Below are 20,933 nucleotides of genomic sequence, written 5' to 3'. Positions count from 1 at the left end.
GACCTCAGGCGCAGCGCTCCCTCGACCTCTTCGGGTCGGTGGCGGCGCTCGTTCCTCGCGCCGCTACGCCTCAGACGTTGAAGCCGAGGGCGCGCAGCTGCTCGCGGCCGTCGTCGGTGATCTTGTCGGGGCCCCAGGGTGGCATCCATACCCAGTTGATCGCTACGTCGTTGACCAGACCCTCGAGGGCGGCGTTGGTCTGGTCCTGGATGACGTCGGTCAGCGGGCAGGCCGCGGACGTGAGGGTCATGTCGATGACCAGGTTGGTCGAGTCGTCGAGGTGCAGGTCGTAGACGAGGCCGAGGTCGACGACGTTGATGCCCAGCTCGGGGTCGACGACGTCCTTCATGGCCTCGTAGACGTCGTCCTTGCTCACGGTGGTGGTGCCACCGCCGGAGCCGGTGACGGCCTCGGGGACGTCGGGCAGGTCGCTGTGGTCGGGTGCGGCTGCAGTCATGACTGGGTCTCCAGGGATTGGGCGGTGGCGTCTTTCCAGGCCATCCACGACAGTAGTGCGCACTTGACGCGCGCCGGGAACTTGGCGACGCCGGCGAACGCGATGCCGTCCTCGAGGACGTCCTCGTCGGGCTCGACCTGGCCCTTGCCCTGCATCAGGGTGAGGAACGACTCGTGGATCGCCATGGCCTCGTCGACCGGCTTGCCGATGACGAGGTCGGCCATCACCGAGGCCGACGCCTGCGAGATCGAGCAGCCGACGGCGTCGTAGGACACGTCGGAGACCAGGCCGTCGGCGACGTGGACGCGCAGCGTCACCTCGTCGCCGCAGGTCGGGTTGACGTGGTGCACCTCGGCCTCGAAGGGGTCGCGCAGGCCTGCGTGGTGGGGGTTCTTGTAGTGGTCCAGGATGATCTCCTGGTACAGCGCATCGAGTTCGCTCATGACATCAATCCAACTTGAAGTAGGAGCGGGTGTATTCCAGCGCCTCCACGAGGGCGTCGATCTCGCTGGGGGTGGTGTAGAGGTACGACGACATGCGCGTCGAGCTCTGCACGCCGAAGCGCGCGTGGGCCGGCCTGGCGCAGTGGTGGCCGGCGCGCACGGCGATGCCGCGCGAGTCCAGCACCTGCGCGACGTCGTGGGGGTGCACCCCGTCGATCTCGAAGGAGATCGCTCCCCCGCGCCGGGTCGGGTCGAGCGGGCCCAGCACCCGCAGGCCGGGGATCGTGGCCAGGCCGTCGAGGGCGTAGGCGGTGATCGCGTGCTCGTGGTCGCGCACCGCGGCCAGGCCCAGGTGGCCGAGGTAGTCGACAGCGGCACCGAGGCCGATCGCCTCGGTGATCGGCGGGGTGCCGGCCTCGAACTTGTGCGGGATCGGGGCGTACGTCGAACGCTCCATGCGCACGGTCTCGATCATCTCGCCCCCACCGAGGAACGGGGGCAGCTCACCGAGCAGCCCGGCCCGGCCCCACAGCACGCCGATGCCGGTGGGCCCGACCACCTTGTGACCGGTGAAGACCACGACGTCGGGACGCTCCTCGGGCGCCATCGCCGCCAGGTCGATCGGCAGCTGCGGCGCGGCCTGCGAGGCGTCGACGACCACGATCGCGCCCACCTCGTGGGCGCGGCGCGTCAGCTCGGCGACGGGGTTGATCGTGCCGAGCATGTTGGAGACCCACGTGAACGCGACGACCTTGGTGCGCTCGGTCACCAGCGTGTCGATGTCGGCCAGGTCGAGCTGACCGTCGTCGGTGAGACCGAACCACCGCAGCGTCGCGCCGGTCCGCTCGGTGAGCAGCTGCCAGGGCACGATGTTGGAGTGGTGCTCCATCTCGGTGATGACCACCTCGTCGCCCTCGCCGACCTGGCGCGGACCCTTCCAGGCCAGCGTGCCGGCGATCAGGTTGAGCGCCTCCGAGGCGTTCTTGGTGAAGATCACCTCGTCGCGGCTCGGAGCGCCGAGAAAGGCCGCCACCTTGTCGCGCGCCGCCTCGAACGCCTCGGTCGACTCGGCCCCGAGGGTGTGCATGGCGCGCGCGATGTTGGCGTTGTGGTGCTCGAGGTGGTCGACCATCGCGTCGATGACGACCTGCGGCTTCTGCGAGGTGTTGGCGCTGTCGAGGTAGATCAGCGGCAACCCGCCCGAGACGGTGCGCTCGAGGATGGGGAAGTCCTTGCGGATGACCTCCAGCTCAGGAAGCAGACCCTTCATGTTTCACATCCCTGGTCGGCGTTGCGAGAAGTGGTGCTGGGCAAGGCGGAGGAGCGAAGGCGGCCTTGGAGCGAAGCGGGCCGTCGAGCGACGACAACGCCGCCCAGTGCCGCTTATCGCACCGCCGAGAGGTACTTGTCGTAGCCCTCGGCCTCTAGGGCCTCGGCGAGCTCGGGGCCACCCTGGTCGGCGATCCTGCCGTCGACGAACACGTGGACGTGGTCGGGCTCGATGTAGCGCAGGATGCGGGTGTAGTGGGTGATCAGCAGGACACCCTTGCCCTCTTGCGCGCGGAAGCGGTTGACGCCCTCGGAGACGATCTTGAGCGCGTCGATGTCGAGACCGGAGTCGGTCTCGTCGAGGATCGCGACCTGGGGGTCGAGCAGCTCGAGCTGGGCGATCTCGTGGCGCTTCTTCTCACCGCCGGAGAAGCCCTCGTTGACCGAGCGCTGCCCGAAGGTCGGGTCGAGGTTGAGCTTCTCGAGGGCGGCGTTGACGTCCTTGACCCAGGTGCGCAGCTTGGGGGCCTCGCCGTCGAGGGCGGTCTTGGCGGTGCGCAGGAAGTTGGACACCGAGACGCCGGGCACCTCCACGGGGTACTGCATGGCCAGGAACAGCCCGGCACGCGCCCGCTCGTCGACGGTCATGGCGAGCACGTCGGCGCCGTCGAGGGTAACGGTGCCGCCGGTGATGTCGTACTTGGGGTGACCGGCGATCGAGTAGGCCAGGGTCGACTTGCCGGAGCCGTTGGGCCCCATGATCGCGTGCGTCTCACCGTCCTTGATGGTCAGCGTCACGCCCTTGAGGATCTCCTTGGGGCCGTCGTCGGTCTTGACCGAGACGTGCAGGTCCTTGATCTCCAGCGTGCTCATGTGGGAACAACTCCGTTCAGGGTGGTGGCGGTGTCGACGTAGACACCGTCGTCGCGGACCTCGACAGGGAAGGTCGCGACGGGTTCAGTGGCGGGCAGGCCGGTCGGCTTGCCCGTGCGGAGGTCGAAGCGCGAGCCGTGCAACCAGCACTCGACGGTGCAGGCGTCCACCTCGCCCTCGCTCAGGGAGACAGCGGCGTGGCTGCAGAGGTCCTGCAGGGCGAAGAACTCGTCGCCCTGGTCGGTGGCGTGCCGCGCGATGGCCACGTCGACGTCGCCGATCGTGACGCCGAGGGCCTCGTCGGTCGGCACGTCGGACGTCGCGCAGGCCAGCAGGAACGTCATCAGTCGAGCTCCCTCAGGACGTTCTTGGCCAGCTCGGCCTCCACGGTCGCGGTGAGGCGCTCCTCGATCTCGGGGACCCCGACCTTGCGGATGAGGTCCTGGAAGAAGCCGTGGAGCACCAGCCGGCGCGCCTCCTTGTCGGAGACGCCGCGCGAGCGCAGGTAGAACAGCTGCTCGTCGTCGAAGCGGGCGGTGGCCGACGCGTGGCCGGCTCCCTCGATCTCGCCGGTCTCGATCTCGAGGTTGGGCACCGAGTCGGCCTGGCAGCCGTCGGTGAGCACGAGGTTGCGGTTCTCCTCGTAGGTCTCGATGCCCTCGGCGACCTTGCGAATCAAGACGTTGCCGATCCAGACGGTGTGGGCGCCCTGGCCCTGCAGCGCACCCTTGTAGAGGACCTTGCTCTTGGTGCGCGGCTGGTTGTGGTCGGCGAAGAGCCGGTGCTCGAGGTGCTGGCCGGCGTCGGCGAAGTAGAGGCCGAGCAGCTCGGCCTCGCCGCCGGGGGCGGCGTACTCGACGTTGGCGTGCATGCGCACGACGTCGCCGCCGAAGGAGACCGAGGTGTGCCGCACGCTCGCGTCGCGGCCGACGAGGACCGCGTCGCGACCCAGGTGGACGGCGTCGTCGTCCCAGTCCTGCAGCGACACGACGTTGACCTGGGCCCCGTCGCCGACGAGCACCGAGGTGGTGGCGGCGTAGCGCGCGCTGCCGGTGTGGACCAGCACGATCGTGGCTCGCGAGAAGCGGCCCACGCGCAGCACGAGGTGGCCGTAGACGAGGTCGTCGACGTTCTCACCGTGCAGACGCAGCACGACCGGCTCGTCGAGCTCGGTGTCGGCGGGCACGTCGAGCAGCGTGGCTCCCCCGGCCAGCGCGACCGCGAGGGCCGAGGGCCGGTCGCCCGGGGCCAGCTCGCCGAGCTCACGGGCCTCGTCGACCGAGATGTCGCTCAGCGTCACCCCGTCGGGAAGCGTGGTGTCCCACGTCAGCGAGGCGTCGGAGGCCTCGCCGTCGAGGAGCCCGCGCAGCCGCTTGAGCGGGGTGAAGCGCCAGATCTCCTCGCGGCCGGTGGGTGCCGGGTGGTCGGCGAGGTCGTAGGACGGCGGCGGGTTGAGGTGGGAGGTGATCTGGTGCTTCACCTCGAGGCCCGCCTCGAGGTTCTCGCGGGCAGAGTCGGTCAGGGTCACGTGTGGGTCTCTCTACGGTCGGTGCTGTGCGGGTGCGGGTGGGGCGGCGTCAGCCGACCGCACCCTCCATCTGCAGCTCGATCAGGCGGTTGAGCTCGAGGGCGTACTCCATGGGGAGCTCCTTGGCGATCGGCTCGACGAAGCCGCGCACGATCATCGCCATGGCCTCGTCCTGCTCCATGCCGCGCGACATCAGGTAGAAGAGCTGGTCGTCGGAGACCTTGGAGACGCTGGCCTCGTGACCCATCGAGACGTCGTCCTCGCGGATGTCGACGTAGGGGTAGGTGTCGGAGCGGCTGATCTGGTCGACCAGCAGCGCGTCGCACAGCACGTTGGACTTGGAGCCGTGAGCCCCCTCGTTGACCTGGATCAGGCCGCGGTAGGAGGTGCGGCCACCGCCGCGGGCCACCGACTTGGACAGGATCGAGGACGACGTGTGCGGCGCGGCGTGGACCATCTTGGCGCCGGCGTCCTGGTGCTGGCCCTCGCCCGCGAAGGCGATCGACAGGGTCTCGCCCTTGGCGTGCTCGCCCATGAGGTAGATCGCGGGGTACTTCATCGTCACCTTGGAGCCGATGTTGCCGTCGACCCACTCCATGGTCGCGCCGGCCTCGCACGTCGCGCGCTTGGTGACGAGGTTGTAGACGTTGTTGGACCAGTTCTGGATGGTCGTGTAGCGGCAGCGGCCGCCCTTCTTGACGATGATCTCGACGACCGCGGAGTGCAGCGAGTCCGACGAGTAGATCGGCGCGGTGCAGCCCTCGACGTAGTGCACGTAGGCGTCCTCGTCGACGATGATCAGCGTGCGCTCGAACTGGCCCATGTTCTCGGTGTTGATGCGGAAGTAGGCCTGCAGCGGGATGTCGACGTGGACGCCCTTGGGCACGTAGATGAACGAGCCGCCCGACCACACCGAGGTGTTGAGGGCCGAGAACTTGTTGTCACCGACGGGGATGACGGTGCCGAAGTACTGCTGGAACAGCTCGGGCTGCTCGCGCAGGGCGGTGTCGGTGTCGAGGAAGAGCACGCCCTGCTGCTCGAGGTCCTCGCGGATCGAGTGGTAGACGACCTCGGACTCGTACTGGGCCGCGACGCCGGAGACCAGGCGCTGCTTCTCGGCCTCGGGGATGCCGAGCTTGTCGTAGGTGTTCTTGATCTCCTCGGGGAGGTCCTCCCACGTGGCCGCCTGCTTCTCGGAGGAGCGGACGAAGTACTTGATGTTGTCGAAGTCGATGCCACCGAGGTCGGAGCCCCAGGTGGGCATGGGCTTGCGGTGGAAGAGCTTGAGGCCCTTGAGGCGCTGGTCGAGCATCCACTGCGGCTCGTTCTTGAGCGCGGAGATGTTGCGCACCACGTCCTCGCTGAGACCGCGCTGGGCGGTCGCGCCGGCCACGTCGGTGTCGGCCCAGCCGAACTCGTAGCGACCGATGCCCTTGAGCTCGGGGTTGAGGTCCTCGATGGAGGTCATGTGGTGACCTTCTCCTTCGTCGTCGATTCGGTGGTCGAGCCTGTCGAGACCGGCAGGTCGGGGATGCACGTGGTGCAGACACCGTCGCCGTGGGCGATGGTGGCAAGACGTTGGACGTGGCGGCCGAGCACGCGGCTGATCGCCGCGGTCTCCTCCTCGCACAGCTGGGGGAACTCGTGGGCGACGTGGGAGACCGGGCAGTGCTGCTGGCACAGCTGCTCGCCCACCGGCGAGTCGCGGACCGAGGCGGCGTAGCCCTGGTCGGAGAACACCTGCGCCAGCACCTGGGCCGGCCCCAGGTCGGGGGCGGCCGCCGAGACCTCGCCGAAGCGCTCCTCGACGAACGCGGCGCGGCGCTTGGCGAACGCCCGGACGGCCTCGTCGCCACCGGTCTCGTCGAGGAACCGCAGGGCGGCGACGGCCAGGTCGTCGTACTGCTGGTCGAAGAGGTCGCGACCGGTGACGGTCAGCGCGAACTCCTTGGCCGGACGGCCGCGACCGCGAGTGCCGGACGGCCGGGCGTCGCGGGCCACGACGTGGCCCTCGTCGACCAGCTGGTCGAGGTGACGGCGGACGGCGGCGGGCGTCAGGTCGAGCCGCACGGCGAGCGCGGCGGCCGTGGAGGCACCGTTGACCAGGATCGACCGCGCGACGCGCTCACGCGTCGTCTCGTCGGTCCCGGTGAATTCCACAACGCCAGTGTGCCTATATTGCCGACGGCACTTCAAGCAAGGTCTGCCTAAGTCGCCCCCGCGGCGATCCGGCATGCGGTTGGATGCCGGGGTGCCGACACCCATCGTCCCCGTCCCCCCGCTCGCCGCGCAGGCCCTGCCGTGGCACCGCGAGGTCGCCGACGCCGTCGCGACGGTCGCCGAGGCGCGGCGCGAGCACGGGGACACCTTCGCAATCTCCCACGACCGCGACCACTACCTCTTCACCTTCTCGGCGTCCGGGGTCGAGGCGTTCTACGCCCTCCCCGAGGACGTCGCGAGCAAGGGGGTCGCCGACTACCTGATGCTGCGCCGCAAGCTGCCCGACAGCCTCTTCGAGGGCCGGCGGACCCTGCCCGGCACGCTGTTCCGGCGCGACGACGTGGCCGACTACCTGGCCCACCTCGACGCAGCGCTCGACGTGACCCTGGCCGAGATGGGCGAGCGCGGGGAGGTCGACGTGTTCGACCTCACACGCCGTCTGGGCCACCGGCTCGGCCTCGCGTCCTGGGCCGGGACGGCAGCCGCCCGCGGCGAGGCCTTCGAGCGGCTCGTGGTCGCCTTCGACGTGCTCGACGGCTCCGACGCGTTCGTGCACCCCGATGCGATGGCCGCGGTCGCGGCCTCGGGCAAGGCCGCCGAGCTCGCCGCGCTCGAGGAGGTCGTCGAGGTGCTCGTCCCGCTCGCGCCCGACGACGGGCTGTCCGGCCGGGTGCACGCGGCCTGGGCCGACGAGCCGGACGACGCCGCGCGGCGCCGCGGCATCGCGCTCGACGTCGCGCTCCTGCACGTCGCCTCGATGTCCAACCTGCACGCCGCCCTCGGCTGGGCGCTGGTCGACCTGCTGTCGCACCCCGCGTCGCTCGCCCGGCTGCGGGCCGGCGACACCGACCACGCGTCGCGCTGCGCGCTGGAGTCGACCCGGCTGGCCCAGCGCTCGATCATGGCGCGCACGGTCCTGGCGCCGGTGTCGTTAGACGACGGCACCACGACGTACGCCGTGCCGCCCGGCTGGACGATCGCCACCCTGCTGCCCCTGCTGAACACCTCGGCCGCTCCCGGCCTCGAGGGCTGGGACCCCGACCGCTGGGACCGCCACCGGCTGCGCGACGTCGAGGGTCTCGCCTCCCCCCGGCTCGTGACCGCGTTCGGCCACGGGCGCCACACCTGCCCGGCCCAGCCGTTCTCGCTGGCCGCGATGTCGACGGCGATGGTGCGCCTCGTAGAGGCCTACGACCTGACGCCGCTGTGGGGCTCGCACCCCGCCCCGGTGCCGGCCCAGATCGGTGGGGTCGCGCGGGCCGCGGGGCCCGTGCCGGTGGCCTACGCCGCCCGCTGAGCCCCGGGACGGGTGCTGCGCAGCCAGGCGAGGCCGAGGAACGGCAGGACCAGCGGCAGGAAGCCGTAGCCCTGGCCGAAGTGGGACCAGACGGTCTTGTCGGGGAACAGCGCGGTGTCGACGTAGGACAGCACGCCGATCGTGAGCACCCCCACGAGCTCGACCACGCAGGAGACGACGGCCACGCGCCAGGCGCGTCGCCCGCCGAGCAGCAGGCAGGTGGTGGCGACCAGGTAGATGATCGCCGCGACCAGCGACAGTGAGTAGGCGAACGGCGCCCGGCCGGCGTCGGTGCCGAGCTGCACCAGCGAGCGGCCCGTGGCGGCGACGGCGAAGACGCCGTAGACGAAGACCAGGACGCGTCCCGGGCCCGACGACAGCTCGTGGCGGGGCGCTGCGGGGTCGCCGGCGGGCTCGGTGGCCCGGGTCTGCTCAGGCACCGACACCACCCCAGATCGTCTCGAGCCGCAGCTGCAGCGCCACGACGGTGAGCACCGCGACGAGCAGCACCGCGGTGCCGGCGCGCGTGCGCTCGGCCAGCGACCAGAACACGCCGATCGGCAGCGCCAGGACGATGCCGACGAGGTAGCTCACGAACAGCACTCCCTCGACGTCACGGTCGGTGCGCCCGAGGGCGATGCACCCGCCGACCAGCTGGGCCACGAGCACGAGCTCGATCACGGCCAGGAAGCCGAACGTGCGGTCCTGCGCCGCGACGTCACGGATCATCAGCACCGCGAGCGATCCGCCTGCCACGAGGCTGAGCACGATCACCGCACCCGTCACCCATTGGTTCACACCACGAACCCTAGACTCGGGTCGTGTCCGACCAGCCAGCTGTCCTCGTCGACGCGCTGGTGATGCGCTACGCCGACAAGGTCGCGGTCGACTCCTTGAGCCTGACGGTGGAGCCCCACACCATCACCGCCGTGCTCGGACCCAACGGCGCCGGCAAGACCACGACCCTCGAGACCTGCGAGGGCTACCGACGCCCGCAGCAGGGCACCGTCCGGGTCCTCGGCCTCGACCCGGTCCGCGACCGCAGGCAGCTGCTGCCGCGCATCGGGGTGATGCTGCAGAGCGGAGGCGCCTGGGGCGGCGTCCGCGCGGTCGAGATGCTGCGCCACGTCTCGCGCCTGCACGCGCACCCGGTCGACGTCGACCTGCTGGTCGAGCGCCTCGGCCTCGGCGACTGCGGCCGCACGACCTACCGCCGGCTGTCCGGCGGCCAGCAGCAGCGCCTGGGCCTCGCCATGGCGATCGTCGGGCGACCCGAGCTGGTCTTCGTCGACGAGCCCACCGCCGGGCTCGACCCCGCCGTACGACGCGACGTCTGGGAGCTGCTCGAGGAGCTGCGCACCGACGGGGTGACCGTCGTGCTCACGACCCACTACATGGACGAGGCCGAGCGGCTCGCCGACCGGGTGCACATCCTCGACAAGGGCACCCTCGTCGCCTCGGGCAGCCCCCTGGAGCTGACCCGCGGCGGCTCGGTCGCCACGATCCGGCTCGTCGTCACCCAACCCTTCCCGCCCGGCTCCCCCGACTCGCTGGCCGTCGAGCTCGGCCCCGGCACCGAAGTGCGCCAGCTCGACGCCGTGAGCCTGCTGGTCACCGGCCCGGCCGACGCCTCGACGCTGGCCAAGGTGTCGCGCTGGTGCGAGCACCACGGGGTGCTGCCCGAGTCGCTGACCCTCGGCCAGCGCAACCTCGAGGACGTCTTCCTCGAGCTGACCGCCTCCGCCCAGCCGTCCGCCCAGCCCGAGGTCAGCGCATGAGCACCTTCGCCCCCGCGCCCGGAGCCGCCCCGGTGGCGCGCCAGGTGCTGACGCAGGCCTCGATGGAGGCCCGCCTGATGCTGCGCAACGGCGAGCAGCTGCTGCTCGCCGTGGTGGTCCCGGTGATGGTGCTGATCGGGGGCGTGCGCGGCGCCGAGCGCGTCAACCTGTCCTACGGCGTCGACACCTTCGCCCCGGGGGTGCTGGCCCTGGCGGTGATGTCGACGTCGTTCACCGCGCTCGCGATCTCGACCGGCTTCGAGCGCCGCTACGGCGTCATCAAGCGCCTGGGCACCTCGCCGCTGTCGCGCACGGGGCTGCTGTGCGGCAAGGTGCTGGCCCTGCTGGCCGTCGAGGCGCTCCAGGTCGTGGTGATCGGCGCGGTCGCCCTGGCCCTGGGCTGGGAGCCTTCGGTCGACGCGGTCGGCGCCCTGCTGACCCTGGTGCTCGGCACCTCGGCGTTCGCCTCGCTCGGCCTGTTCGTCGCCGGGGCGCTGCGCGCCGAGGCGACCCTCGCCGCCGCCAACCTGGTCTACCTGCTGCTCATGGCCGGTGGCGCGGTCGTGCTGCCCGCGACCGCCTACGGCTCGTTCGGCGACGTGGTGACCTGGCTGCCTTCGGGAGCCCTCGGCGAGGCCGTCCGCGCCGCGCTGGGCGCCGCCTCGGTCCCCTGGCACGACCTCCTCGTCCTCGCCGGCTGGACCGCCGTCGGCGCCGCCCTGACCGCAAGGACCTTCACGTGGGAGTGACCTCAGCCCCGACCCACCGGCCCGCCCGGTTGGCCCGCTACGTGCGGCCGCTCGGTGTCGCGTCCCTGGTCGCCAACATCGCCATCGTCGTCACCGGCGGCGCGGTGCGGCTCACCGGCTCGGGCCTCGGCTGCCCGACCTGGCCGCGCTGCACCGAGGAGTCGCTGACCCCGCACGGCGACCTCGGCTTCCACGCCGCGATCGAGTTCGGCAACCGGATGCTGACCTTCGTGCTCGTGGCCGTCGCCGTCGCGACCTTCGTGGCCGCCTGGCAGACCGGTCGTCGCTCGCTGCGCCGCCTCGCGCTCGTCCTCGCGCTCGGCGTACCCGCCCAGGCGGTGATCGGCGGCATCACCGTGCTGACCGACCTCAACTCGTGGCTCGTCTCGCTCCACCTGCTGCTGTCGATGGCGATGGTCGGCGTCGCCGTGCTGTTCCTGCGCCGCGTCGACGAGCCCGACGCCACCCCCGACGCCTGGACCCGCGGGTCCGTCCCGACCCTGGCGTGGCTGACGTTCGGCGCCACCTGGGTGGTGCTCTACCTCGGCACCGTGGTCACCGGCGCCGGGCCGCACGCCGGCGACGCCCAGACCAAGCGCAACGGCCTCGACACCGTGCAGGTCAGCCAGCTGCACGCCGACTCGGTGTTCCTGCTCGTCGGTCTCACCGTGGGGCTGCTGATGGCGGCCGGTACGGCGCGGCGCGCGGTCGCCGTCCTGCTCGCGGTCGAGCTCGGCCAGGGACTGATCGGCTTCGTCCAGTACTTCACCGGCCTGCCCGAGCTGCTGGTCGGCTTCCACCTGCTCGGCGCTGCCCTCACCTCGGCGGCCGCGACGTACGCCGTGCTGGCCGTGGTGCTCATGCCCGTCGACACACGCACGGAGTCACGTGACCTCGTCCCCGCCGGCTGACGCCGACGCCGGTCGGCACCGGCCACGTCGGCGCTAGCGTGGGCCTGTGGACCGGAACGCCGAGGCGCTGGGGAGCTTCCTGAAGGCCCGGCGTTCCCTGACCCGGCCCGACGAGGTCGGGGTGGTGTCCGGGGCCCGACGACGGGTCGCGGGGCTGCGACGCGAGGAGGTCGCCGCGCTCGCCGGGATCAGCGCCGACTACTACGTGCGCCTGGAGCAGGGCCGTGGTCACCGCCCGTCCCCCCAGGTGCTGGACGCCCTCGCGCGAGCCCTGCAGCTCGACGGCCCGACGCGGGCGCACCTGCACCGCCTCGCCAGTGCCACGGGCACCGGCGCCACCGCGACGACGACACGGGTCCGCGCCGAGCAGGTGCCGCTAGGCGTCATGCACCTGCTGGAGACGCTCGACGCGAGTGTCTCGGCGTTCGTGCAGGGCCGCTTCATGGACGTCCTCGTCGCCAACCGCACGGCCACCGCCCTGTCTCCCGCCTTCGCCCCGGGCTCCAACCTGCTCGAGGCCGCCTTCCTCGACCCCGCGATCCGCGACCTCTACGACGACTGGGACGTCGTCGCACGTGAGGCTGTCGCCGGTCTACGGGCCTCGGTCGGGGCCCGGCGGGACGACCCCCGGTTGGAGGAGCTCGTGGAGCGGGTGTCGGCGCGCAGCCCCGAGTTCGCGCGCCTGTGGGCGCGTCACGACGTCCTGCCGAAGGTCGGCGGCGCACGGCGGGTCACCCACCCGCGGGCCGGGGCGATGGACCTGCTCCACGAGAAGCTGGCGATCACCGGCACGAGCGGGCTGCTGCTCGTGATCCACCACGCCGAGCCCGGCACCGCCTCGGCCACGGCGTTCGCCCGTCTGCGCGCGGCGCCCGACGACGCCGGCTAGCAGGGCCGGCAGGACGACTCAGGACAGCAGGTCGACCGACAGGTCCCACAACCGCTCGGTGTTGGCGGCGTCGACGGCGTACGACGCCACCCCGACCAGGTCGTCGCTGCGGCGGGTCACCACGACGGCCTCGTTGTTGTCCTCCAGGTAGCGGCCCCCGACCCCTTCCAGCAGCGGTGAGGTGGCGGCCAGCAGCGTGGTCGAGGCGCCCTGCTCGGGGGTCTTGCGGCGCTCGACGGGCGTGCGGAGTCCGCCGGTGTGGCGCTGCAGGTTGGTCGCGATGGCGCCGGGCATCACGGCGTTGGCGGTGATGCCGTCGCCCGCCCACCGGTCGGTGACCCCGACCGCGAGGAGCGTCGTCGCGGTCTTGGACTGCCCGTAGGCCACGATCGGGTCGTAGGGCGTGAACCGGAAGTGCGGGTCGTCGAACAGCACGGGCGAGAACAGGTGCCCGCTCGAGCTCACCGACACGATCCGCGCCCCGGACGCGGCCGCCAGCGCGGGGCGCAGCTTCACAGTGAGCTCGAAGTGCCCCAGGTAGTTGGTCGCCAGCTGCCGCTCCCAGCCGTCGGGGGTGCGCTCGAGCGTGGGCACGGCCATGATCCCGGCGTTGTTGACCAGGACGTGGAGCGGACCGCGCCAGGAGCCGACGAAGTCGTGGATGCCCCTCGGTGACGTCTGCGGTGGTGGAGGCGAAGCCGAACGGTGTGGTGATGCGGTCCATGGCGGGGCCCTTCGGGTCGGGACGGGTGGTGTCCGTCCCAACGGCGACATGGCGCTGGCTCCTCCCGCTGAGGGTGGCCCGGCAACACCTAGGAACGCCAGGGCCAGGCAACGCACGCCCACACCGGCGGCAGCAGGACCAGGCAACGCGGGGCGGCGGCGCGAGGCCGCCGGTCAGCGACAGATCAGAACAGCAGCGGGTCGAGGGCGACCGCGACGAACAGCAGCGAGAGGTAGAGGTTGCTGTGGTGGAACAGCCGCATCGGCTGGATGACGCTGAGGTCCTCGGTGCCGCGGGCGCGGGCCCACATCTTGTGGGCCTGTACCAGGAAGACACCGCCGAGCACGGCGGCGACCGCGGGGTAGACCAGGCCGGTGCCGGCGACCGGCCACAGCAGCAGCGACGTGGCGACCATCACCCAGCTGTAGAGCACGATCTGGCGGCCCACCTCGGCGGCGGGGCGCACCACGGGCAGCATCGGCACGTCGACGTTGGCGTAGTCCTCGCGGTAGCGCAGGGCGAGCGCCCAGGTGTGGGGCGGGGTCCAGAAGAAGACGACGGCGAAGAGGACGACCGGCACCCACGACAGCTCGCCGGTGACGGCGGTCCAGCCGATGAGGGCCGGGAAGCACCCGGCGATTCCGCCCCAGACGATGTTCTGCGTCGTACGACGCTTGAGCAGCATGGTGTAGCCGAAGACGTAGAAGGCGTTGGCGCCCACCGACAGCGCGGCCGAGAGCGGGTTGACGAAGACCCACAGCACCGCGGTCGACACCAGCATCAGCACGGTCGCGAAGACCAGCGCCGAGGTGGGGGTGACCACGTGGCGCGGCAGCGCCCGGCGGCGGGTACGGCGCATCTGCTCGTCGATGTCGCGGTCGTAGACGCAGTTGTAGGCCGAGGCGGAGCCCGCCGACAGCGCCCCACCGACCACGGTGGCGACGACCAGGCCGAGCCCCGGCACCCCGCGCTGCGCGAAGAACATCACCGGCACGGTGGTGAGCAGGAGCAGCTCGATCACGCGCGGCTTGGTGAGACCGACGTAGGCCGACACGACGTCCTTGAACGTGGCCTCGCCCGTCGCGGGATCGGGCTGCTGAACGGCAGGTCGTGACTCGCCGACGTACGTCACGGAAGTCCTCAGGGGCTAGGGACGGCCGGGCCCGGGCCCGACCTGGAGCGTGGATGCCTCGATCAGATCAGATTTCGCCGGCCGCGGGTTCCCCCCGCGGAGGCGGTATCAGCCTATCGCTCGGCATGGGTAGGCTCGGCATCGCCCGACGCCCGACCCGTTGGACCGTTCCAATCCGCCTAGGAGACCTGTGAGCACCACCCCCGCCCTCGACTGGACCGAGCTCGACGAGAAGGCCGTCGACACCGCTCGCGTGCTGGCCATGGACGCCGTGCAGAAGGTCGGCAACGGCCACCCCGGCACCGCCATGAGCCTGGCCCCGGTGGCCACCCTGCTCTTCCAGAAGGTGATGCGGCACGACCCGGCGCACCCCGACTGGATCGCCCGCGACCGCTTCGTGCTGTCGTGCGGTCACTCCAGCATCACGCTCTACACGCAGCTGTTCCTGGGCGGCTTCGGCCTCGAGCTCAGTGACATCCAGGCGCTGCGCACCTGGGGCTCCAAGACCCCCGGCCACCCCGAGCTCGGCCACACCGCCGGCGTGGAGGTCACGACCGGCCCCCTGGGCCAGGGCATCGCCAACGCCGTCGGCATGGCGATGTCGGCGCGCCGGGTCCACGGGCTGCTCGACCCCGACGCCGCTCCCGGCGAGAGCCTGTTCGACCACCACGTCTACGTCATCTGCTCCGACGGCGACCTCGAGGAGGGCGTCAGCGGCGAGGCGTCGTCGATCGCCGGCACCCAGGAGCTCGGCAACCTCACCGTCATCTACGACCGCAACCGCATCTCGATCGAGGGTGACACCGACGTCGCCTTCACCGAGGACGTCGCGAAGCGCTACGAGGCCTACGGCTGGCACGTCCAGACCGTCGACTGGACCAACGGCGGCACCGACTACGTCGAGGACGTCCCCGCCCTGCATGCCGCGATCGTGGCGGCCGGCGAGGTCACCGACCAGCCGTCGATCATCGTGCTCGACACGATCATCGCCTGGCCCTCCCCCAACGCCCAGGGCACCGAGCAGGCCCACGGCAGCGCCCTGGGCGACGCCGAGGTCGAGGCCACCAAGGTCATCATGGGCTTCGACCCGAAGGAGAGGTTCCCGGTCTCCCCCGAGGTGCTCGCCCACACCCGCAGCCTCGGCGAGCGCGGTGCCGCGGCCGGCGCCGCCTGGGACGAGAAGTACGCCGCGTGGGCGGCCGCCAACCCCGACAAGGAGAAGCTCCTCCACCGGCTCAAGGCCCGCGCGCTGCCCGACGGGCTCGCCGAGGCCCTGCCGACCTTCGACGCCGACACCAAGGGCGTCGCCACGCGGTCGGCCTCGGGCAAGGTCATCAACGCCCTGGCCCCCCTGATGCCCGAGCTGTGGGGCGGCTCGGCCGACCTCGCCGGCTCCAACAACACGACCATCACCTCGGCGCCGTCCTTCGTGCCCGCGTCGCGCACCACCGAGCAGTGGTCGGCCGACCCCTACCAGGGCCGGGTGCTCCACTTCGGCATCCGCGAGCACGGCATGGGCGCGATCATGAACGGCATCGCCGTCGACCACCTCACCCGCGTCTTCGGCGGCACCTTCCTGACCTTCTCCGACTACATGCGCGGCGCGGTCCGGGTCGCAGCCCTCAGCGGCCTGCCCGTCACCTACGTGTGGACCCACGACTCCATCGGTCTCGGCGAGGACGGCCCGACCCACCAACCGATCGAGCACCTCGCCGCGCTACGGGCGATGCCCGGGCTCGACGTCGTACGCCCCGCCGACGCCAACGAGACCGCCGCCTGCTGGCACGCGATCCTCGGCCACACCGACCGGCCCGCCGCCCTGGCCCTGACGCGCCAGAACGTGCCGGTCTTCCCGCGCGGCGTCGACGGCTACGCCGACACGACCGACGTCCACCGCGGTGCCTACGTGCTCGTCGGCGCCGAGGGCACCCCCGACGTCGTCCTGCTGGCCACCGGCTCGGAGGTCCAGGTCGCGGTGGCGGCCCGCGAGCTGCTCGCGGCCGACGGCATCAGCGCCCGTGTCGTGTCGATGCCGTGCTTCGAGTGGTTCGAGGCCCAGGACCAGTCCTACCGCGACAGCGTCCTGCCCCCGACCGTCAAGGCCCGCGTCTCGGTCGAGGCCGGGGTCAAGCAGGGCTGGCGCGACTACGTCGGCGACGCCGGCCGGATCGTGTCGATCGACCACTACGGCGCCTCGGCGGAATACCAGCGCATCTATCAGGAGTTCGGCATCACTGGTGAGGCAGTGGCGCAAGCCGCCAAGGACAGCATCGCGGCCGCCGGCTGAGACCCGGTCCGGCGACCGCCCACCCCGCACGATCTCGTCCCCGACTCCCAGGAGGAACCATGACCGATCGACTCAAGGCGCTCGCCGACGCGGGTGTCAGCATCTGGCTCGACGACCTGTCGCGCGAGCGCATCGAGAGCGGCAACCTCGCCGACCTGGTGCGGGAGAAGTCGGTCGTGGGCGTGACGACCAACCCCACGATCTTCGCCGCCGCGATCGCCGACGGCGAGCGCTACGACGAGCAGGTCCGCACGCTCGTCGCCGACGGCCACGGGGTCGACCGGGTCGTCTTCGAGCTCACCACCCAGGACGTCCGCAACGCCTGCGACATCCTGGCCCCCGTCGCCGACTCGACCGGGCAGGACGGCCGCGTCTCCATCGAGGTCGAGCCCACCCTGGCCAACGACACCGCGGGCACCATCGCCTCGGCCCAGGCCCTGTGGGCCGCGGTCGACAAGTCCAACGTGCTGATCAAGATCCCGGCCACCAAGGAGGGTCTGCCGGCGATCACCGCGGCCATCTCCCAGGGCATCAGCGTCAACGTGACCCTGATCTTCTCGACCCAGCGCTACCGCGAGGTCATGGACGCCTACCTCAGCGGCCTCGAGGCCGCCCGGGACAACGGGCTCGACCTCGGCCGCATCCAGTCCGTCGCGTCGTTCTTCGTCTCCCGGGTCGACACCGAGATCGACAAGCGTCTCGACGCGATCGGGTCGGCCGAGGCCACCGAGCTCAAGGGCAAGGCCGCTGTCGCCAACGCACGGCTGGCCTACGCCGCCTACGAGGAGGTGCTGGCCAGCGACCGCTGGAAGCAGCTCAGTGACGCGGGCGCCCACGCGCAGCGACCGCTGTGGGCCTCGACCGGGGTCAAGAACCCCGACTACCCCGACACCCTCTACGTCGCCGACCTCGTGGTCGCCGACACGGTCAACACGATGCCCGAGAAGACCCTCGAGGCGTTCGCGGACCACGGCGAGGTGGTCGGCGACCAGGTCACCGGCAAGGGCCCCGAGGCGCAGGCGGTCTTCGACCGGCTCACCGCCGTCGGCGTCGACCTCGACGACGTCTTCCTGGCCCTCGAGGCCGAGGGGGTCGACAAGTTCAAGACGTCGTGGACCGAGCTCCTCGAGACCGTCGAGGCCCAGATGGAGAAGGCCTCCGCGTGAACCCGCCCGTGGACGCCACCACCACCGACGCGTGGGGGCGGCTCCGCGCACTGGCCGACGGGTTCGCACCCGACCTGCGGGCCTGGTTCGACGCCGACCCCGGTCGCGTCGACCGGCTGACTTTCACCGCGGCCGACCTGCACGTCGACCTGTCGAAGGGACTCTTCGACGACGACGTCCTGCACGCGCTGCTGGCCCTGGCCGACGAGGTCGGGCTGGTCGAGCGTCGCGACGCCATGCTGCGCGGCGACCACGTCAACGCCACCGAGGACCGCGCGGTGCTCCACACCGCCCTGCGGCTGCCCGCCGACACCACCGGCGCCCGTCGGCTCCACGTCGACGGCCAGGACGTCGTCGCCGACGTCCACGCGGTGCTGGCCCGGGTCTACGCCTTCGCCGACAAGGTCCGCAGCGGCGAGTGGACCGGCGCGACGGGCGAGCGCATCCGCACGGTGGTCAACATCGGCATCGGGGGCTCCGACCTGGGGCCGGTGATGGCCTACGAGGCGCTCGCCCCCTACCGCCAGCCCGGTCTCGAGTGCCGCTTCATCAGCAACATCGACCCGACCGACGCCGCGACCACCCTGGCCGGACTCGACCCGGCCTCGACGCTCTTCATCGTCTCCAGCAAGACCTTCGGCACCCTCGAGACGCTGACCAACGCCCGGCTCTGCAAGGCGTGGCTGCTCGACGGGCTGCCCGACGCCGACGCCGACACCGCGGTGGCCCAGCACTTCGTGGCCGTCTCGACCGCGCTCGACAAGGTCGCCGAGTTCGGCATCGACCCCGACAACGCCTTCGGCTTCTGGGACTGGGTCGGTGGCCGCTACAGCTTCGACTCCGCCATCGGCACCTCCCTGGTCGTGGCGATCGGACCCGAGCGGTTCGCCGAGCTGCTGGCCGGCATGCACGCCGTCGACGAGCACTTCCGCACCACCGACCTCGCGCACAACGTGCCCGTGCTGATGGGCCTGCTCAACGTCTGGTACGCCGACTTCCTCGGCTCGCAGACCCACGCGGTGCTCCCCTACTCCCAGCTGCTGCACCGGTTCCCGGCCTACTTGCAACAGCTGACGATGGAGTCCAACGGCAAGGGCGTGCGCTGGGACGGCACCCCCGTCACCGCGGGAACCGGCGAGATCTTCTGGGGCGAGCCCGGCACCAACGGCCAGCACGCGTTCTACCAGCTGATCCACCAGGGCACGCGGCTGGTGCCGGCCGACTTCATCGCCTTCGCCACCCCGGCGTACCCGCTCGCCGACGAGGTCGACGGCCGCCGCCAGGACGTCCACGAGCTGTTCCTGGCCAACTTCCTGGCCCAGACCCGCGCGCTCGCCTTCGGCAGGACCGCCGACGAGGTGCGCGCCGACGGCACCCCCGAGCGCATCGTCGCCGCGCGGGTGTTCACCGGCAACCGGCCCACGACCTCGATCATGGCGCCCGAGCTGACGCCGTCGGTGCTCGGTCAGCTGGTCGCCCTCTACGAGCACATCACCTTCACCCAGGGTGTGGTCTGGGGCATCGACAGCTTCGACCAGTGGGGCGTCGAGCTCGGCAAGAAGCTGGCCCAGCAGGTCGGCCCGGCCGTCGCGGGCGACGAGACCGCCCTCAGCGCCCAGGACGCCAGCACCCGGGCCCTGCTCGCCTACTACCAGGAGCACCGCCGCCGATGAGTCCCACCAACCCGCTGCGCCAGGAGCAGGACCGCCGCCTGCCGCGCATCGCCGGTCCCTGCGGCATGGTGCTCTTCGGGGTCACCGGCGACCTGTCGCGCAAGAAGGTGATGCCGGCGATCTACGACCTGGCCAACCGCGGGCTGCTGCCCCCGGGCTTCAGCCTCGTCGGCTTCGCCCGGCGTGACTGGGCCGACCAGGACTTCGCCCAGATCGTGCACGACTCGGTCAAGGCCCACGCCCGCACCGAGTTCCGCGAGGAGGTCTGGAACCAGCTGGCCGAGGGGTTCCGCTTCGTCCCGGGTGCCTTCGACGACGACGAGGCCTTCGACCGGCTGCGCCGTACGATCGAGGAGCTCGACGAGGTCCGCGGCACCGGCGGCAACCACGCCTTCTACCTCGCGATCCCGCCCGGCGCCTTCGGCACCGTCGCCCAGCAGCTGCGCGAGCACGGCCTGGCCGAGGCCCCGGAGCCGTCCGCCGGCCCGACGCCGTGGCGGCGCGTGGTCGTCGAGAAGCCGTTCGGCCACGACCTCGCCTCGGCGCGCGTGCTCAACGACCAGCTCGACGCGGTGTTCCCGCCCGGCTCGATCTTCCGCATCGACCACTACCTCGGCAAGGAGACGGTCCAGAACATCCTGGCGACGCGCTTCGCCAACACGATGTTCGAGCCGCTGTGGAACAACAACTACGTCGACCACGTCCAGATCACCATGGCCGAGGACGGCGGCATCGGCGGCCGGGCCGGCTACTACGACGGCATCGGCGCCGCCCGCGACGTCATCCAGAACCACCTGCTGCAGCTGATGGCCCTGGTCGCGATGGAGGAGCCGACGTCGTTCGACGCCGAGGCCCTGCGGCGCGAGAAGCAGAAGCTGCTGTCGTCGATCAGCCTCCCGCCGCGCCTCGACACCGCCACCGCCCGGGGCCAGTACGCCGCGGGGTGGGCGGGCGGCGCCAAGGTGCTCGGCTTCCACGACGAGGACGGCATCGCCGCGACCTCGCGCACCGAGACCTTCGCCGCGGTCACCCTGCACGTCGACAACCGTCGGTGGGCCGGCGTCCCGTTCTACCTGCGCACCGGCAAGCGCCTGGGTCGCCGGGTCACCGAGGTGGCCGTGGTCTTCAAGCGCTCGCCGCACCAGCCGTTCAACGCCACCTCGGTCGAGGACCTCACCCAGAACGCGCTGGTCATCCGGGTGCAGCCCGACGAGGGGATGACCCTGCGCTTCGGCGCAAAGGTGCCCGGCACCCAGATGGAGATTCGCGACGTCAACATGGACTTCGCCTACGGCGGCACCTTCACCGAGTCGTCGCCCGAGGCCTACGAGCGGCTGATCCTCGACGTGCTGCTCGGCGACCCGCCGCTCTTCCCGCGCCACGAGGAGGTCGAGCTGTCCTGGAAGATCCTCGACCCGATCCTCGAGCGCTGGGAGGCCAAGGGCGCCCCCGAGGCCTACCCGCCCGGCACCTGGGGCCCGGCGTCGGCCGACGCCATGCTCGCCCGCGACGGTCGTGTCTGGAGGAGGCCCTAACC

At 71.4% G+C, this 20,933-nt stretch carries 21 protein-coding genes; 9 read left to right on the top strand and 12 right to left on the bottom strand.

Going from position 1 to position 20,933, the window contains the following annotated elements:
• Nucleotides 1–70: 70 nt before the first annotated feature.
• From FZC61_RS05640 to FZC61_RS05605, 8 genes are all read right to left on the bottom strand, one after another.
• A complete protein-coding gene (locus FZC61_RS05640; protein ID WP_148613141.1) occupies nucleotides 71–457 on the bottom strand; it encodes a metal-sulfur cluster assembly factor in 387 nt (128 codons plus the stop codon).
• Nucleotides 454–900, bottom strand: a complete 447-nt coding sequence (sufU, locus tag FZC61_RS05635; protein WP_148613140.1) for a Fe-S cluster assembly sulfur transfer protein SufU — start codon at nucleotides 898–900, stop codon at nucleotides 454–456. The genes FZC61_RS05640 and sufU overlap by 4 nt, the downstream gene beginning before the upstream one ends.
• A gap of 4 nt (nucleotides 901–904) precedes the next feature.
• Entirely contained in the window at nucleotides 905–2,170 is a 1,266-nt protein-coding gene (locus FZC61_RS05630) for a cysteine desulfurase (RefSeq protein ID WP_148613139.1), read from the bottom strand.
• A gap of 113 nt (nucleotides 2,171–2,283) precedes the next feature.
• Entirely contained in the window at nucleotides 2,284–3,042 is a 759-nt protein-coding gene (gene sufC, locus FZC61_RS05625) for a Fe-S cluster assembly ATPase SufC (RefSeq protein ID WP_148613138.1), read from the bottom strand.
• Complete coding sequence (locus tag FZC61_RS05620; RefSeq protein WP_148613137.1) at nucleotides 3,039–3,386, bottom strand: non-heme iron oxygenase ferredoxin subunit; 348 nt, start codon at nucleotides 3,384–3,386, stop codon at nucleotides 3,039–3,041. Before FZC61_RS05620 ends, sufC begins: the two co-directional genes overlap by 4 nt.
• Entirely contained in the window at nucleotides 3,386–4,570 is a 1,185-nt protein-coding gene (gene sufD / locus FZC61_RS05615; RefSeq protein WP_148613136.1) for a Fe-S cluster assembly protein SufD, read from the bottom strand. The genes FZC61_RS05620 and sufD overlap by 1 nt, the downstream gene beginning before the upstream one ends.
• A gap of 49 nt (nucleotides 4,571–4,619) precedes the next feature.
• Nucleotides 4,620–6,038 carry a Fe-S cluster assembly protein SufB gene (gene sufB / locus FZC61_RS05610; protein WP_148613135.1) on the bottom strand — a complete coding sequence of 473 codons (1,419 nt, stop codon included), beginning with the start codon at nucleotides 6,036–6,038 and terminating at the stop codon, nucleotides 4,620–4,622.
• Nucleotides 6,035–6,730 carry a helix-turn-helix transcriptional regulator gene (locus tag FZC61_RS05605; protein WP_148613134.1) on the bottom strand — a complete coding sequence of 232 codons (696 nt, stop codon included), beginning with the start codon at nucleotides 6,728–6,730 and terminating at the stop codon, nucleotides 6,035–6,037. The genes sufB and FZC61_RS05605 overlap by 4 nt, the downstream gene beginning before the upstream one ends.
• A gap of 91 nt (nucleotides 6,731–6,821) precedes the next feature.
• Here FZC61_RS05605 and FZC61_RS05600 point away from each other — a divergent pair, with 91 nt between their 5' ends.
• Entirely contained in the window at nucleotides 6,822–8,087 is a 1,266-nt protein-coding gene (locus FZC61_RS05600; RefSeq protein ID WP_170285991.1) for a cytochrome P450 family protein, read from the top strand.
• Here FZC61_RS05600 and FZC61_RS05595 read toward each other — a convergent pair.
• Both FZC61_RS05595 and FZC61_RS05590 read right to left on the bottom strand, forming a co-directional pair.
• The gene (locus FZC61_RS05595; RefSeq protein ID WP_246142545.1) at nucleotides 8,072–8,527 is read right to left on the bottom strand and encodes a hypothetical protein; all 456 of its coding nucleotides are present in this window, start codon (nucleotides 8,525–8,527) and stop codon (nucleotides 8,072–8,074) included. The two genes, FZC61_RS05600 and FZC61_RS05595, sit on opposite strands and share 16 nt — an antisense overlap.
• A complete protein-coding gene (locus tag FZC61_RS05590) occupies nucleotides 8,520–8,885 on the bottom strand; it encodes a hypothetical protein (RefSeq protein WP_148613132.1) in 366 nt (121 codons plus the stop codon). Before FZC61_RS05590 ends, FZC61_RS05595 begins: the two co-directional genes overlap by 8 nt.
• A gap of 23 nt (nucleotides 8,886–8,908) precedes the next feature.
• Here FZC61_RS05590 and FZC61_RS05585 point away from each other — a divergent pair, with 23 nt between their 5' ends.
• Genes FZC61_RS05585 through FZC61_RS05570 form a run of 4 tightly spaced genes read left to right on the top strand, consistent with a single transcriptional unit; the run spans nucleotide 8,909 to nucleotide 12,414 of the window.
• A complete protein-coding gene (locus FZC61_RS05585; protein WP_148613131.1) occupies nucleotides 8,909–9,865 on the top strand; it encodes an ABC transporter ATP-binding protein in 957 nt (318 codons plus the stop codon).
• Nucleotides 9,862–10,614, top strand: a complete 753-nt coding sequence (locus FZC61_RS05580; protein ID WP_148613130.1) for an ABC transporter permease — start codon at nucleotides 9,862–9,864, stop codon at nucleotides 10,612–10,614. Before FZC61_RS05585 ends, FZC61_RS05580 begins: the two co-directional genes overlap by 4 nt.
• The gene (locus FZC61_RS05575) at nucleotides 10,605–11,525 is read left to right on the top strand and encodes a COX15/CtaA family protein (RefSeq protein ID WP_246142544.1); all 921 of its coding nucleotides are present in this window, start codon (nucleotides 10,605–10,607) and stop codon (nucleotides 11,523–11,525) included. The genes FZC61_RS05580 and FZC61_RS05575 overlap by 10 nt, the downstream gene beginning before the upstream one ends.
• A 46-nt stretch (nucleotides 11,526–11,571) precedes the next feature.
• Nucleotides 11,572–12,414 carry a helix-turn-helix transcriptional regulator gene (locus FZC61_RS05570; protein ID WP_148613129.1) on the top strand — a complete coding sequence of 281 codons (843 nt, stop codon included), beginning with the start codon at nucleotides 11,572–11,574 and terminating at the stop codon, nucleotides 12,412–12,414.
• 18 nt (nucleotides 12,415–12,432) lie between these two features.
• Here FZC61_RS05570 and FZC61_RS05565 read toward each other — a convergent pair whose 3' ends face one another.
• The gene (locus FZC61_RS05565) at nucleotides 12,433–13,188 is read right to left on the bottom strand and encodes an SDR family NAD(P)-dependent oxidoreductase (protein ID WP_148613128.1); all 756 of its coding nucleotides are present in this window, start codon (nucleotides 13,186–13,188) and stop codon (nucleotides 12,433–12,435) included.
• A 134-nt stretch (nucleotides 13,189–13,322) separates the two neighbouring features.
• Nucleotides 13,323–14,270 carry a heme o synthase gene (locus tag FZC61_RS05560; RefSeq protein WP_148613127.1) on the bottom strand — a complete coding sequence of 316 codons (948 nt, stop codon included), beginning with the start codon at nucleotides 14,268–14,270 and terminating at the stop codon, nucleotides 13,323–13,325.
• A 190-nt stretch (nucleotides 14,271–14,460) separates the two neighbouring features.
• Here FZC61_RS05560 and tkt point away from each other — a divergent pair, with 190 nt between their 5' ends.
• From tkt to zwf, 4 genes are read left to right on the top strand one after another with little or no spacing between them, the layout of a single operon-like run.
• Nucleotides 14,461–16,557, top strand: a complete 2,097-nt coding sequence (tkt, locus tag FZC61_RS05555; RefSeq protein ID WP_281289797.1) for a transketolase — start codon at nucleotides 14,461–14,463, stop codon at nucleotides 16,555–16,557.
• Between the two features lie 59 nt (nucleotides 16,558–16,616).
• Entirely contained in the window at nucleotides 16,617–17,723 is a 1,107-nt protein-coding gene (gene tal, locus FZC61_RS05550; RefSeq protein ID WP_148613125.1) for a transaldolase, read from the top strand.
• Nucleotides 17,720–19,396 carry a glucose-6-phosphate isomerase gene (gene pgi, locus FZC61_RS05545; RefSeq protein WP_148613124.1) on the top strand — a complete coding sequence of 559 codons (1,677 nt, stop codon included), beginning with the start codon at nucleotides 17,720–17,722 and terminating at the stop codon, nucleotides 19,394–19,396. The genes tal and pgi overlap by 4 nt, the downstream gene beginning before the upstream one ends.
• The gene (zwf, locus tag FZC61_RS05540; RefSeq protein ID WP_148613123.1) at nucleotides 19,393–20,931 is read left to right on the top strand and encodes a glucose-6-phosphate dehydrogenase; all 1,539 of its coding nucleotides are present in this window, start codon (nucleotides 19,393–19,395) and stop codon (nucleotides 20,929–20,931) included. The genes pgi and zwf overlap by 4 nt, the downstream gene beginning before the upstream one ends.
• The last annotated feature ends 2 nt before the right edge of the window (nucleotides 20,932–20,933 follow it).

This window comes from Nocardioides rubriscoriae (assembly GCF_008087085.1).
Classification (GTDB): Bacteria; Actinomycetota; Actinomycetes; order Propionibacteriales; family Nocardioidaceae; genus Nocardioides; species Nocardioides rubriscoriae.
This window is presented reverse-complemented; position numbering and strand designations above follow the sequence as displayed.

Bases quoted from the DNA above. Each gene is read 5' to 3' on its own strand.
- FZC61_RS05640 (WP_148613141.1), bottom strand. From the start codon at position 457: ATGACTGCAGCCGCACCCGACCACAGCGACCTGCCCGACGTCCCCGAG.
- sufU (WP_148613140.1), bottom strand. From the start codon at position 900: ATGAGCGAACTCGATGCGCTGTACCAGGAGATCATCCTGGACCACTAC.
- FZC61_RS05630 (WP_148613139.1), bottom strand. From the start codon at position 2,170: ATGAAGGGTCTGCTTCCTGAGCTGGAGGTCATCCGCAAGGACTTCCCC.
- sufC (WP_148613138.1), bottom strand. From the start codon at position 3,042: ATGAGCACGCTGGAGATCAAGGACCTGCACGTCTCGGTCAAGACCGAC.
- FZC61_RS05620 (WP_148613137.1), bottom strand. From the start codon at position 3,386: ATGACGTTCCTGCTGGCCTGCGCGACGTCCGACGTGCCGACCGACGAG.
- sufB (WP_148613135.1), bottom strand. From the start codon at position 6,038: ATGACCTCCATCGAGGACCTCAACCCCGAGCTCAAGGGCATCGGTCGC.
- FZC61_RS05580 (WP_148613130.1), top strand. From the start codon at position 9,862: ATGAGCACCTTCGCCCCCGCGCCCGGAGCCGCCCCGGTGGCGCGCCAG.
- FZC61_RS05565 (WP_148613128.1), bottom strand. From the start codon at position 13,188: ATGTCGCCGTTGGGACGGACACCACCCGTCCCGACCCGAAGGGCCCCG.
- tal (WP_148613125.1), top strand. From the start codon at position 16,617: ATGACCGATCGACTCAAGGCGCTCGCCGACGCGGGTGTCAGCATCTGG.
- zwf (WP_148613123.1), top strand. From the start codon at position 19,393: ATGAGTCCCACCAACCCGCTGCGCCAGGAGCAGGACCGCCGCCTGCCG.